Below are 12,882 nucleotides of genomic sequence, written 5' to 3' on the forward strand. Positions count from 1 at the left end.
TCGCTCAGGTATTGGCGAAAGCTGTTGTAGGAAATGTCGCCACAGGCTTTTTTCATGCGGTGCATCGGTGGCTAGGGGGCAGGACAGTGGGAAAGGTCCTTCACCCAAATGGGAAGTCTCGCTATTTAGCCCCAGGGCCGCGCCCTCTACCCTCTATGTCTTTGCCAGGTCTGGCATTCAGGTGAGGGGTGAGGGCATGAGGTGGTGTGTCGTGATGCTGTTGTTGTGCTTGTCCGCTACGAGCGGGGCGACGGATGTGTTGTTGGTGCCCGAGCACAATCCCAAGCCGGACTACCCGACGGCCCTGCACCGGAAGGGCGTCATGGGTGTGGTCCGGGTCGGCTTCACGGTGCATGCCGATGGTCGTGTCGATGAAGTCGCAATCCTGCGCAGCGATCATCCGGATTTCGCCGAGGCCGCACGGAAGGCCGTGAGGCAATGGCGCTTCAGGCCGTGGACGGTGGACCACGAGCATCCGGCGCAGACGCACGTCGTAGCGCCCTTCGAGTTCCGCCTGGATGGCTTGCCACTGGATGCCAACAAGTGGATCAAGACCTGGAAATGCTCGGTCATCAATTCGCATGCCAGGGGACAGCCGTGGGTAGAGGATTTACTCCCGTTCCGTTACACCCGCAGTTACTTGTCCAATGTGTTTTTTGTGAAACAGCTGCCGGATGTGGAGCGTTTGGCCTTGATCGCCCGGTTCAACAGGCTCCTGCCTACGATCGTGCAGCGTTGCGGGAGTTTTCCTGCGGCACGGTATGTGCGGATGCTGCCGCAGGAGATTCGCGAGTTGCTTTAGTGCGGCTCAATAGCGGTCCGGCGCTTGAGGTCCTGACCGCTTTGACGCATTCAACGCACCTGCACAACCACCTTCCCCACCGCCTTGCGCTGCCCCAGGTCATTGATCGCCTGCGCCGCATTGCTCAGCGGGTACACCTGCGACACCAGCGGCTTGAGCTTGCCTTCGGCGAACCAACCGAACAATTGCTGGAAGTTGGCGGCGTTGTCCTGGGGCTGGCGCTGGGCGAAGGAGCCCCAGAACACGCCCACCACGGCGGCGCCCTTGAGCAGGGCCAGGTTCACCGGTAACTCGGGGATGCGTCCGCTGGCAAAGCCCACCACCAGCAACCGGCCGTTCCAGGCGATGGCGCGGATGGCCTGGTCGAACAGGTCGCCACCCACCGGATCGTAGATCACATCGGCGCCCTGGCCGTCGGTGAGGCGCTTGATTTCATCCTTCAGGCTGGTTTCGTTGTAGTTGATCAATTCGTCGGCGCCGGCCGCCTTCGCCACGGCGAGTTTTTCGGCGCTGCTGGCAGCCGCGATTACCCGGGCGCCCATGGCCTTGCCGATCTCCACCGCCGCCAGGCCGACACCACCGGATGCGCCGAGCACCAGCAGGGTTTCGCCGGCTTGCAGGTTGGCCCGTTGCTTGAGGGCATGCATTGAGGTGCCATACGTCATGCTGAAGGCGGCCGCGGTGTTGAAGTCCATGGACGCAGGGATCGGCAACACGTTGTAGCCAGGTACCGCCACCTGTTCGGCAAAGCTGCCCCAGCCAGTCAGCGCCATCACCCGGTCGCCGACCTTCAAGTGGCTGACTTTCTCTCCCACGTCGCTGACGACGCCCGCCGCTTCGCCGCCGGGGGAGAACGGGAAGGGTGGCTTGAATTGGTATTTGCCCTCGATGATCAGCGTGTCAGGGAAGTTCACCCCGGCGGCATGCACGTCCAGCAGCACTTCGTTCTTCTTGGCGATGGGGCTGGCGACGTCTTCCAGCACCAGCGATTCGGCGGGGCCGAATTCTTTGCACAGCACGGCTTTCATCAGGGCTATTCCTTTGGGAGTGATGGCCGATAAGTGTAGGTGTGAGAGACAACGGGTCAACGAGCATGCCCTGCCCTGATAGCCGGCCATAAGCTTGTGCTTGAACGGCGGGGCGGTATGCTGGGCCGCAAACCGGATGAGGAATCAATTGTGAAAGCGTGGATCATGTTGATGCTGGCCCTGTCGTTGCCTGTGGCAGCGATGGCCGAAGAGGGCAAGGAAGCGAAGGAGGGTGAGGCGCCGAAGGTCAGCTACATCACCCTCAGCCCGCCCTTTGTCGGCAACTATGGGCTCGACGGTTCGGCGAAGTTGAGGGTCTACAAGGCCGATGTGGCCCTGCGCGTGACAGGAGATGCCGCAGCAGCGGCGGTCAAGGCCAATGAGCCGTTGATTCGCAACCAGTTGGTGGCGCTGTTCGCCCAGCAGACCACCGAGACCATGAACAACCTTGAGGCCAAGGAAAAGCTGCGTCAGGAAGCGTTGAAGCAGACCCAACAGGTGATGAACGACGAAACCGGCAAGCCGATGGTCGATGACCTGTTGTTCAACAACCTGATCATTCAGTAAACCGGCTCGATTGCAGCCTTTGGCAGTGCCCGGATCTCCTGGCGCTGCCCAAGGCTGCTTTTTTTCGTCAAGACGCCAGGCTCTTCCGAAACCGGGCCAGGGCGATTGCAAAGAACAAAAGTCCGATGGCCGCCAGTGCCAGCAGGTCCGGCCAGATCACCCCAGGGCCGGCATCTCGGAACAGGATCGCCGCGCTGAGGCTGACGTAATGCGTCGAGGGCGAGCCTTGCATCACCCATTGCAACCATTGCGGCATGCTGTCCAGCGGTGTACTGCCGCCCGACAACAGCAGCATCGGAATGATAACCAGGATCGCCAGCAGGCCGAATTGCGGCGTCGAACGGGCGAGGGTGGCGAGGAAGATGCCCAGTGAGGTGCTGGCGAACAGGTAGAGTGCGGTCACCAGCAGGAAGAGCACCATGGAGCCGGCGAGTGGAACCCCCAAGGCGAACTTGACGATGATTTCCAGCGATGCCCAGGTGCACAGCACCACCACCAGCAGGTTGCTCCAGATTTTCGCCAGCATGATTTCCAGTGCCGTCAGCGGCAGCACCAGCAAGTGGTCGAGGGTGCCGTGCTCGCGCTCGCGCAGCAGCGCGGTCCCCGTCAGGATGATGGCCAGGATCGTGATGTTGTTGACGATCTGGATCACCGCCAGGAACCAGCCACCTTCCAGATTGGTATTGAACAGCGAACGCGTGGTCAGCCTCACGGGCGTTGCTTCGCTCGTTTGTGCCTGGCCGGCGTAGGTGGTCAGTTCCTGTTGGAAAATCCGTCCGATGTAGCCGGCGCCCATGAACGCCTGGCTCATGGCCGTGGCGTCGACGTTGAGTTGCAGCGTCGGTTCGCGCCCGGCGAGCAGGTCGGCCTGGAAGTTGGCGGGCACGTTGATGACAAAGGTGTAGCGGCCACTGTCCATGACCTTGTCCAGTTCGGCATAGGGCAAGGCCACTGGGTTCTGGAACTCCGGCGGTTGCAGGAGCTGGGCCAATTGGCGCGAAAGATGGCTCTGGTCTTCGTCCACTATTGCAACACTGGCGTTGTGGACGCCGATTACCGAACCTGCGGCCGGCATGTAGATCGCCACGGTGAAGGCGTAGCCCAAAAACAGCAGCAGAACGGAGTCGTACCGCAGGCTGGTCAGTTCCTTGAGCCCCAGACGCCAGATATGTGAAAGCGTGTGCATCAGGCCTCCTGCTTTTTCAGCATGATCAGGCTGAGCCCGGTGAAACCCAGGAAAAAACCGCCCAGCGCCAGGCATTGCGGCCATAGCTGGCGCAGATCCAGGGCCTTGGTGAAGGTGCCGACGGCGATATCCAGGAAGTAACCGGCGGGAAACAACTGGCCCATCACCGCAGCGGCACCCTCCAGGGACGAACGCGGCACGATCAACCCCGAAAACTGGATGGTCGGCAGGCTGGTGATAATCATGGTGCCGAGGATCGCCGCGATCTGGGTACGGGTGAACGCCGAGATCAGCAGCCCCATGCTGGTGGTCGCCAGTACATAGAGCAGGCCGCCGATCGCTAGCGTCAGGCCGCTGCCCTTGAACGGCACACCGAACAGCCAGCGGTTCATCGCTGTCAGCAGGGCGAGGTTGATCAGGCTGACCGCCAGGTAGGGCACTTGTTTGCCGAGCAGGAACTCCAGTCGGGTCAGCGGCGTGGCGTAGAAGTTGGTGATCGAGCCCAGTTCCTTCTCCCGCACGATGCCCAGCGCCGTCAACATGGCCGGAATGAACGCCAGGATCAGCGCCATGACCCCAGGCCCGATGGCGTTGACGCTGACCACGTCCTGGTTGTAACGAAAGCGCGTCTCCAGCGTCGCACCGGGTTGCCGGTTGGGCGCGCGGCTGCTGAGTTCAGCCAGTTGCTCAAGGTTGGCCTGGTGCACGGCCTGGACGTAGTTGCGACTGGTCTCGGCTCGAAACGGTATGCCGCCGTCCAGCCAGGCGCCCACCGTTGGTTGGCGGCCGGCGTAAAGGTCACGCCCGAAACCGGGGGGGATTTCCAGGGCCAGCTTGATCTCCGAGCGCTGCAAGCGTCGATGCAGCTCCTTCGCGTCGCTGATGATCGGTTGCTCCTCGAAGTAGCGCGAGCTACGGAACGCTTCCAGGTAGGCACGGCTTTGCGGGCTCTGATCCTGGTCATACGCGGCGAAGGCCAGTTTCTCCACATCGAGGGAAATACCGAAGCCGAAGACCACCATCATGAACAAGGCGCCCAGCAAGGCGAATGCCATCCGCACCTTGTCGCGCAGCAGCTCCTTGCCTTCCCGGCTGGCGACGGCCCACAGGCGCCCGAGGCTCAGGCCGCGCCGGTCCCGGGGGGCGTCGGCACTGTCGAGGGGCACGGGGGCGGCGTCTTGCTGCGTCTCGCCCTGGGCTTTCTCCAGGCAGGTGACGAACGCGGCTTCCAGCGTCTGGCCGTTGAACTGCGCCTGCAAGGCTGCCGGCGTGTCACAAGCCAGGACCTTGCCGGCGTGCATCAGCGAAATACGATCGCAGCGCTGGGCCTCGTTCATGAAGTGCGTGGAAAGAAAAATCGTCACGTCCTGTTCGCGAGACAGCTCGATCAGCAGTCGCCAGAAATCATCCCGCGCAGCCGGGTCGACACCCGAGGTCGGTTCATCGAGGATCAGCACTTCCGGGCGATGCAACACCGCCACCGCCAGGGACAAACGCTGGCGCAGTCCCAGTGGCAGGGCGCCGGAAGGCTGGTCCGCCAGCGCTTGGAGATTGAAGCGCTGGATCAGTTCGTCGATGCGCTGGCGACTGTCCGTCGTGGGCAGGTCGAAGAGTTTGGCGTGCAGTTCCAGGTTCTGGCGCGCACTCAGTTCGCCGTACAGCGAAAAGCTCTGGGACATGAAACCCACCCGCTTGCGGGTGGCGAGATCCTTGGCGTTGACCGGGTTGCCCAGGAGCCGGGCACTGCCTTCGCTGGCGGGGATCAGCCCGGTCAGCACCTTCATGGTGGTGGTCTTGCCGCAGCCGTTGGAACCCAGGAACCCGAAGATCTCACCGCGACCAATCGCGAAACTGACCTTGTCGACGGCGGTGAAATCACCGAAGCGCAAGGTGAGGTCGTGGGCTTCGATGGCAATGTCGGCGGTGTTGGCGCTCCTGGGGGGGATCACCAGCGGCTCGACATCGCGGCCGCTGTCGCCCTGGAAATGGGTGAAGGCCGAGTCGAGCTTGCCGTCTGGCGTGACTGTAGCCAGCTCGGCACTCAAACCCTTGGCGATCAAGCGACCGTTGTCGAGCATCAGGCAATGCTCGAATTGTTCGGCCTCTTCCATGTACGCGGTGGCGACCAGGAGGGTCAGTTGCGGGCGTTGCCGACGCACGTCTTCTATCAGTTCCCAGAAGCGACGCCGGGACAGCGGGTCCACGCCGGTGGTGGGTTCGTCGAGAATCAGCAGGTCCGGTTCATGGATCAGTGCGCAACACAGGCCGAGCTTCTGTTTCATGCCGCCGGACAGTTTGCCCGCCGGGCGATCGGCAAAACGCTGCAGATCGGTGGCCAGCAGCAAAGTGCCCATGCGTTGTTCGCAGTCTGTCCGGGATAACCCGAACAGCGTGCCGAAGAAGCGAATGTTCTCGCGTATCGACAGGTCCGGGTAAAGGTTGCCCCCCAACCCTTGGGGCATGAAGGCAATGCGTCGGTAGAGGGTGTTGCGATGGCGTCGGTCGTCGATCGAGGCGCCGAGTACGTCCAGTTGGCCGTGCTGGAGTTTCTTCACCCCGGCAATCAGCCCCAGCAGGCTCGACTTGCCGGCACCGTCCGGGCCGATCAGACCGCAGCGAGTGCCGGCGGGCAGGCTGAAGGCGATATCGCTCAGCGCCACCTGCTGGCCGTAGCGGTGTTCCAGGCCCGAGGCGCGCAATGCCTCGCCGGCGGGGGCGCTCATTGCAAGTTGGCCGGCCAGTCGATGGGGGCGGTGCGTACATAGCCGGCGCCTGGCATGCCGGGTTTGGCCTGGGGCACTTCGCCGGGGCGGGTCAGGCGTACTTTGACGCGGAACACCAGTTTCTGGCGCTCATCACGGGTTTCGACTTCTTTCGGGGTGAACTGGGATTTGGCCGCGACGAAACTGACCTTGGCGGGTAGAGGTCGCTCGGGCAGGGCGTCGAGCAACAGTCGCGCTTCATCGCCCACCGCCAGTTTCCCCGCCACCGACGCCGGCAGGTAGAGGTTCATGTATTGGTCGTTCGGATCGATCATCAGCAACACTCGACCGCCGGCGCCCAGCACTTCACCTGGCTCGGCCAGGCGCAACTGGATCACGCCGTCGAGCGGTGCCCGCAACGTGCTGTCATCTATTTCACTGGTGAGTTGGGCCACTTGGGCCAGGGTCGCGCCGATGGCCGCATTCGCCGCCGATACCTGGGCCCGGGCGGCGTTGACCGCGGCGTTGGCGGTGTCGACGCGGGCTTGCTGCTGGTCGATGACCTGGCCGCTGGCGTAACCGCGCTTGAACAGTTCCTGGGTCCGCTTCAGCTCCTGGTGAGCGAGCAATTGTTCGCTCTGGCGCAACTGCACGTTGGCTTCGGTGGCGGCAAGGTTCTGCCGGGCCCGCGCGACTTCGGCCTCGGCCTGGTTGCGCTGGGCCTCCAGGGTGCGGGTGTCCATGCGCGCCAGCACCTGGCCCTTGATGACGTTGTCGCCTTCGTCGACCTGAACTTCGGCCAGGCGTCCGGGGGTCTTGCTGGCGATCTGGACCTCGGTGGCCTCAAGGCGACCGTTGCCCATGCTCAAGCCTTCCGGCAGGCGATCGTGGCGCGATTTCCAATAGCCGAAACCGCCGGCGGCCAGCAAAACAGTCATCAAGGCGAGGGCAAAAAAGCGAGAAGTACGATGGTTTGTCGACATGTCCGGCATCCTGCGGCTATAGCATTGAAGTCTGCCTGATCAGCGAACGACCCCGCTTGATATCCATCAACTCATTGGCGATCAGCGCAGCGCCATGACCGCTGCCCATTGTTCGGGTGTGACGGGCATCACCGACAGTCGCGAGCCTCTTTGCACCAGTGGCATTTCAGCCAGGGCGGCCTGTTGCTTGAGGTAGTCGAGCTTCAGCACGTGGGGAAACGTTTCGACGTGGGCCACGTCGATCGCGGTCCAGGGGTTTTTTTCCGGACCGGCCTTGGGGTCGAAGTAATGGCTGTCGGGTTCCAGCGCCGTTGGGTCAGGGTAGGCGGCACGGACAATCCGGCCGATCCCGGCAATGCCTGGCTCGGGGCAACTGGAGTGATAGAAAAAGAACATGTCGCCCACCGCCATGGTTCGCAGAAAGTTACGCGCCTGGTAGTTGCGAACCCCGTCCCAGCGTGCCTGGCCGAGCTCTTCCAAACCTTGGATGGATAATTCGTCGGGCTCGGATTTCATCAGCCAATAGGCCATGATTGCTACTCCTTGGCGGTGTTGAAAAAATAGTTCAGCGATTTTATGACAAACCGACAGTCGGTTGACGCCAGAGTTTGCGTGTCGGGGCCGGTTGCCGCAAAATGCCGGCCTTCCAAGCTTGACGCTGCTGCACGGCCAATAAGAAAACCGCTGCTGTCATCGTGTGTGATATGCCTTGAGGGGGGCAATCGATGAAACGCAAACCGGATTTGTTGTGGATCCTGGTCATTCTGTTCGGTCTGGGTGTCGTGACCACGGGTTACGCCCAAAGCCTGTGGGCCAACAAGACAGACGCGCCGGTGGAAATCACCCAACCCGCGGCATCGTTCAAACGCTGAACCCACTTTCCTGGCGCCGCTGATGATCGCGGCGTCTACCCCGCGATATACCAATGCCTGTCGCTGACCGTTCCCTGCAGCGGTACGTCCCAGCTTGCCTGCGCCAATCGTTCGACTTTCTGGCATTCATGGGCCAGCCCCAGCAGCGTTGGCTTGCGCCACTGCTTGCGTCGCGCCAGATACGCCAGGCTGCGGTCATAAAAGCCGCCGCCCATGCCCAGTCGACCACCCGCATCGTCAAACCCCACCAATGGCAACAACACCAGGTCCAGCGTCCAGACCTTGCGTTGCCGGGCGATGTTCTTGCGCGGCTCAGGAATACGAAACCGGTTGGGCTGCATTTTTTCGCCGGGGTGGATGCGCTGGAACACCATCTTGGTCTGCGGCCATGGGCTGAGCACAGGCAGGTAAGTGGCCTTGCCCCGGCGTTGGGCTTCGCGCAGCAGCAGGCGCGGATCGATCTCGCCGTCGTTGGGCAGGTAGAGGGCGATGTGCTGCGCACGGCGAAACAGCGGATGCTGGGCCAGTTGCTTGAACAGCCCGTGGGCGGCTTGCCGTTGCTGGGCGGGCGTCAGGGCGCGACGGGCCTGGCGCAGCAGGCGTCGAAGTTGCGGGCGGGGCAGCAGCGCAGGTTCGGTCATATCAGTGCTTCACGCAGTGGCGATGCCACAGCGTAACCGCAAAACAGGCTGCTCAGAAATGCCTGCGCCAGAAACGGCAATGCCAGTCCATATGGACTGGCATTGCCTGGAGTCAGGCTCCCCGGATGAACCGCTGTCGGCTTAGCCCTTGAACCCGAAAGTTCAAGGTGGAAGTTGCAGGGGGCGTTAAGGCTTTCCGTCAAGCGGACATGCACACCGGCCCCAACGTGCAACCCCCGTGGTTGTGCGTATCGGCTCAGGGACATCACCAACTGGCAAGCACCCCAGGGAGTGAGGCGAGTATACCCCAGGCAGCCTCGCGAATCAGCCCTTGCTGACGTCTGGATCGGTGGCGAGCACCAGATCCACCCGGTCGAGCAGGTCGCGCACCTGTTCACGGGTCGAGCCGCTGACCTGCAGGTCCGGCGTATCCTGGCGATGCAGCAGGTCGTGGGTGATGTTCAAGGCGGCCATCACGGCGATGCGGTCGGCGCCGATGACTTTGCCGCTGCTGCGGATCTCGCGCATCTTGCCATCCAGGTAACGGGCGGCGCTCACCAGGTTGCTACGCTCTTCCTGGGGGCAGATGATTGAATATTCTTTGTCGAGGATCTGCACGGTAACGCTATTGCTTGAACTCATGAGTCTTGCTCCAGGGCCTTGAGGCGCGAAATCATCGATTCGACCTTACGCCGGGCGATTTCGTTTTTTTCAATGAGGTGCGCGCGTTCCTCGCGCCAGGTTTTTTCCTGAGCTAATAGGAGTCCGTTTTGGCTCTTAAGTTGCTCGACCCGGTCAATTAGCAGTTCGAGTCTGGCCATCAGCGCTTGCAGGTCGGTGTCTTCCATTGTGTCCACTGAAGATTGTGTCTGATGGAGGGTATGAGTCGCACAGCCTCTGATAGTCTTGGCGAGTCTGTCGATGTAGGATACAAGGCCTCCATTCTAGACATAGCGCCGTCTGGCGCCTAGCTGCCCATGCCCATTCAGAATTCCCCGTATCAAGCATTCGCCACCCTGCTGAGCACCAGCGGTCATCCTGTCTCGCCTGCCGAACTGCATGGCCTGCTGCTCGGTCGCAGTTGCGCCGGCGCCGGGTTCGATGCCGACGGCTGGTTGGCCGACGCCGCAGAACTGCTGGAAGGCGAGCCGGCGGACAACGTCCGCAACGCGCTTATCGGCCTGCAGGAAATGGTCAAGGGCGAGCTGACCAGTGACGACATGACCGTCGTCCTGCTGCTGCCCACTGACGACGCGCCCTTGGCTGAACGCGCCGCTGCTCTGGGCCAGTGGTGCCAGGGCTTCCTCGCCGGCTTCGGCCTGACCCGCCGCGAATACGCCTTGAGCGAAGAGGCGAAGGAAGTGTTGCAGGACTTGGCCGCGATCTCCCAGGTCCAGGATGCCCTGGAAGAATCCGATGACGGCGAAAGCGACTACATGGAAGTGATGGAGTACCTGCGGGTCGCGCCATTGCTGCTGTTCACCGAGACCAAGAAAACCGATGCAGCGGCCGCCAAGCCGTCCTTGCATTAATTTTTAGAGGGAACACCGTCTGCCCATGATTCATATCCCGAAATCGGAATACAGCCGTCGCCGCAAGGCCCTGATGGCGCAGATGGAACCCAACAGCATCGCAATCCTGCCCGCCGCCGCTGTTGCGATCCGCAACCGCGACGTCGAGCACGTCTACCGCCAGGACAGCGACTTCCAGTACCTCAGCGGCTTTCCCGAGCCGCAAGCGGTGCTGGTGCTGATGCCGGGCCGCGCCCATGGCGAATACATCCTCTTTTGCCGCGAGCGCAACGCCGAACGTGAGTTGTGGGATGGCCTGCGCGCCGGCCAGGAAGGGGCGATCCGTGACTACGGTGCCGACGACGCGTTTCCCATCACCGATATCGACGACATCCTGCCGGGCCTGATCGAAGGGCGCGACCGGGTGTATTCGGCCATGGGCAGCAACCCGGAATTCGACCGGCACCTGATGGAGTGGATCAACGTGATTCGCTCCAAGGCCCACCTCGGCGCCCAGCCGCCGAACGAATTCGTTGCCCTGGATCACTTGCTGCATGACATGCGCCTGTATAAATCGGCGGCAGAAGTGAAAGTGATGCGCGAAGCGGCGCGGATTTCCGCCCAGGCGCACATTCGGGCGATGCAGGCGGCGCGTCCGGGGCTGCATGAGTTCAGCCTGGAAGCCGAGCTGGACTATGAGTTTCGCAAGGGCGGGGCAAAAATGCCGGCCTATGGCTCGATCGTCGCGGCGGGGCGCAACAGCTGCATCCTGCACTACCAGCAGAACGACGCGCTGCTCAAGGACGGCGACCTGGTGCTGATCGACGCCGGCTGTGAAATCGACTGCTACGCCAGCGATATCACCCGTACCTGGCCGGTCAGTGGCAAGTTTTCACCCGAGCAGAAGGCGATCTACGAAGTGGTGCTGGCTGCCCAGGAAGCCGCGTTTGCCCAGATCGCGCCGGACAAACACTGGAACCAGGCCCACGAAGCGACGGTGCGGGTGATTACAGAGGGGCTGGTGCGCCTTGGGCTGCTGGAGGGTGAGGTGGATGCGTTGATCGCCAGCGAAGCCTACCGGGCGTTCTACATGCATCGCGCTGGCCACTGGCTGGGCATGGACGTGCATGACGTGGGTGAATACCGCGTTGGTGGCGAGTGGCGGGTGCTTGAGGTCGGCATGACGCTGACGGTGGAGCCGGGCATCTACATCAGCCCGAACAACCGCAGCGTCGCGAAAAAATGGCGCGGCATTGGCGTGCGCATCGAGGATGACGTGGTAGTGACCAGAACCGGTTGTGAAATCCTGAGCCACGGCGTACCGAAGACGGTCGCCGACATCGAGGCCCTGATGGCCGCTGCCCGGACGCAAGCGGCATGAGCCGGGTCAATCTGGCGATCGTCGGCGGCGGCCTGGTCGGCGCGAGCCTGGCGCTGGCCCTGCAGGCCGGTGCCAAGGCCCGGGGCTGGAAGATCATGCTGATCGAGCCCTTCGCTCCCGGCAACGCCTGGCAACCGAGCTACGACGCCCGGTCCTCGGCATTGTCCTACGGTGCCCGGCAGATTTATCAACGCTTGGGTGTCTGGCAGGAGATTTCCCGCCGCGCCGAACCAATCAAACAGATCCATGTATCCGACCGCGGGCGGTTTTCCACCGCGCGTCTGTCGGCTATGGAGGAGGGCGTGCCGGCGCTGGGCTACGTGGTGGAAAACGCCTGGCTCGGCCAGTGCCTGTGGCAAGGCCTGGACCCTGAGGTGGTCAGTTGGCGCTGCCCGGCGCAGGTCACCGGCATGGAACCGCTGGTCGGCGGTTATCGCCTGACCCTCGACGACGAAACCACCCTGGAATGCGACCTTGCCGTACTGGCCGATGGCGGCCGCTCCGGCCTGCGTGAACAGTTGGGTATCGGCGTGCGCAGCCGACCCTACGACCAGAGTGCCTTGATCGCCAACATCACCCCCAGCGAAGCCCACAATGGCATGGCCTTCGAACGTTTCACCGATGACGGCCCGATGGCCTTGTTGCCGCTGCCGGAGAATCGTTGCGCGCTGGTCTGGACCCGCCAGGGCATGGACGCACAACGGCTGGCGGCCCTCGACGAGCGCAGTTTCCTCAGCGAATTGCAGGGCGTGTTCGGCTATCGCCTGGGCACCCTGAAACAGGTGGGCGTGCGACATCTGTACCCGCTGGCGCTGGTGGAGGCCGAAGAACAGGTCCGTCCGCACCTGGCGATCCTGGGCAACGCCGCCCACAGCCTGCACCCGATTGCCGGGCAGGGGTTCAACCTGTCCCTGCGCGATGCCCAGGCCCTTGCCGATGCCCTGCTCGACAGTGAAAGCGAGCCAGGGGATTTTGCCGTGTTGCAAGCCTATCGCGAGCGCCAGCGAATGGATCAGGTCCTTACCGTGGGCTTCTCCGACCAAGTCACGCGGCTGTTCGCCAGCAACCTGCCGTTGGTGTCCCTGGGCCGTAACCTCGGCCTGTTGGGTCTCGACTTGCTGCCGCCGGCCAAGCGTTGGTTCGCCCGTCAGGCCATGGGGCTGGGGACGCGTCCCGATGCTTGAGGCCGGGGCTGTCATTTCTTTTCAA

The 12,882-nt window shown here is 62.7% G+C and carries 14 protein-coding genes and 1 other RNA gene; 6 read left to right on the plus strand and 9 right to left on the minus strand.

Going from position 1 to position 12,882, the window contains the following annotated elements; genetic code table 11:
* The first annotated feature begins 214 nt into the window (after nucleotides 1-214).
* Nucleotides 215-802: an energy transducer TonB gene (locus BLT00_RS07600; protein WP_256571680.1), complete on the plus strand. Its 588-nt coding sequence runs from the start codon at nucleotides 215-217 to the stop codon at nucleotides 800-802.
* Nucleotides 803-852: 50 nt separating this feature from the next.
* Here BLT00_RS07600 and BLT00_RS07605 read toward each other — a convergent pair whose 3' ends face one another.
* Nucleotides 853-1,830 carry an NADPH:quinone oxidoreductase family protein gene (locus BLT00_RS07605; RefSeq protein WP_063323866.1) on the minus strand — a complete coding sequence of 326 codons (978 nt, stop codon included), beginning with the start codon at nucleotides 1,828-1,830 and terminating at the stop codon, nucleotides 853-855.
* 150 nt (nucleotides 1,831-1,980) lie between these two features.
* Here BLT00_RS07605 and BLT00_RS07610 point away from each other — a divergent pair, with 150 nt between their 5' ends.
* Nucleotides 1,981-2,397 (plus strand): flagellar basal body-associated protein FliL, encoded by a 417-nt coding sequence (locus BLT00_RS07610; RefSeq protein ID WP_063325204.1) that lies wholly within the window; start codon nucleotides 1,981-1,983, stop codon nucleotides 2,395-2,397.
* A 67-nt stretch (nucleotides 2,398-2,464) separates the two neighbouring features.
* On the opposite strand, the gene BLT00_RS07615 is transcribed toward BLT00_RS07610, so the two are convergent.
* The 4 genes from BLT00_RS07615 to BLT00_RS07630 all read right to left on the minus strand — a co-directional run bounded on the left by BLT00_RS07615 (nucleotide 2,465) and on the right by BLT00_RS07630 (nucleotide 7,799).
* Nucleotides 2,465-3,583, minus strand: a complete 1,119-nt coding sequence (locus tag BLT00_RS07615; RefSeq protein ID WP_092149166.1) for an ABC transporter permease — start codon at nucleotides 3,581-3,583, stop codon at nucleotides 2,465-2,467.
* On the minus strand, nucleotides 3,583-6,306 hold the full coding sequence (gene rbbA, locus BLT00_RS07620; protein ID WP_092149163.1) for a ribosome-associated ATPase/putative transporter RbbA: 2,724 nt from the start codon (nucleotides 6,304-6,306) through the stop codon (nucleotides 3,583-3,585). Before rbbA ends, BLT00_RS07615 begins: the two co-directional genes overlap by 1 nt.
* Entirely contained in the window at nucleotides 6,303-7,268 is a 966-nt protein-coding gene (locus BLT00_RS07625) for an HlyD family secretion protein (RefSeq protein WP_092149160.1), read from the minus strand. The genes rbbA and BLT00_RS07625 overlap by 4 nt, the downstream gene beginning before the upstream one ends.
* 81 nt (nucleotides 7,269-7,349) lie before the next feature.
* Nucleotides 7,350-7,799: an EVE domain-containing protein gene (locus BLT00_RS07630; protein WP_092149158.1), complete on the minus strand. Its 450-nt coding sequence runs from the start codon at nucleotides 7,797-7,799 to the stop codon at nucleotides 7,350-7,352.
* 194 nt (nucleotides 7,800-7,993) lie between these two features.
* On the opposite strand from BLT00_RS07630, the gene BLT00_RS31815 reads away from it, so the two are divergent.
* Nucleotides 7,994-8,140: a hypothetical protein gene (locus BLT00_RS31815; protein ID WP_092149156.1), complete on the plus strand. Its 147-nt coding sequence runs from the start codon at nucleotides 7,994-7,996 to the stop codon at nucleotides 8,138-8,140.
* Between the two features lie 35 nt (nucleotides 8,141-8,175).
* On the opposite strand, the gene BLT00_RS07640 is transcribed toward BLT00_RS31815, so the two are convergent.
* The 4 genes from BLT00_RS07640 to BLT00_RS07655 form a co-directional block, all read right to left on the minus strand.
* A complete protein-coding gene (locus BLT00_RS07640) occupies nucleotides 8,176-8,781 on the minus strand; it encodes a 5-formyltetrahydrofolate cyclo-ligase (protein WP_063323871.1) in 606 nt (201 codons plus the stop codon).
* 114 nt (nucleotides 8,782-8,895) lie between these two features.
* A non-coding RNA gene (ssrS, locus tag BLT00_RS07645) (6S RNA) lies at nucleotides 8,896-9,075 on the minus strand.
* A 30-nt stretch (nucleotides 9,076-9,105) separates the two neighbouring features.
* Nucleotides 9,106-9,423: a cell division protein ZapA gene (locus BLT00_RS07650; RefSeq protein ID WP_003177364.1), complete on the minus strand. Its 318-nt coding sequence runs from the start codon at nucleotides 9,421-9,423 to the stop codon at nucleotides 9,106-9,108.
* The gene (locus BLT00_RS07655) at nucleotides 9,420-9,629 is read right to left on the minus strand and encodes a TIGR02449 family protein (RefSeq protein ID WP_003177365.1); all 210 of its coding nucleotides are present in this window, start codon (nucleotides 9,627-9,629) and stop codon (nucleotides 9,420-9,422) included. The genes BLT00_RS07650 and BLT00_RS07655 overlap by 4 nt, the downstream gene beginning before the upstream one ends.
* Nucleotides 9,630-9,758: 129 nt before the next feature.
* On the opposite strand from BLT00_RS07655, the gene BLT00_RS07660 reads away from it, so the two are divergent.
* From BLT00_RS07660 to ubiH, 3 genes are read left to right on the plus strand one after another with little or no spacing between them, the layout of a single operon-like run.
* Entirely contained in the window at nucleotides 9,759-10,313 is a 555-nt protein-coding gene (locus BLT00_RS07660; protein WP_072342955.1) for a YecA/YgfB family protein, read from the plus strand.
* A gap of 25 nt (nucleotides 10,314-10,338) precedes the next feature.
* On the plus strand, nucleotides 10,339-11,673 hold the full coding sequence (gene pepP / locus BLT00_RS07665; RefSeq protein ID WP_063323873.1) for a Xaa-Pro aminopeptidase: 1,335 nt from the start codon (nucleotides 10,339-10,341) through the stop codon (nucleotides 11,671-11,673).
* On the plus strand, nucleotides 11,670-12,857 hold the full coding sequence (ubiH, locus tag BLT00_RS07670; protein WP_063323874.1) for a 2-octaprenyl-6-methoxyphenyl hydroxylase: 1,188 nt from the start codon (nucleotides 11,670-11,672) through the stop codon (nucleotides 12,855-12,857). The genes pepP and ubiH overlap by 4 nt, the downstream gene beginning before the upstream one ends.
* The last annotated feature ends 25 nt before the right edge of the window (nucleotides 12,858-12,882 follow it).

Source organism: Pseudomonas sp. NFACC51 (assembly GCF_900103575.1).
Classification (GTDB): Bacteria; Pseudomonadota; Gammaproteobacteria; order Pseudomonadales; family Pseudomonadaceae; genus Aquipseudomonas; species Aquipseudomonas fluorescens_Q.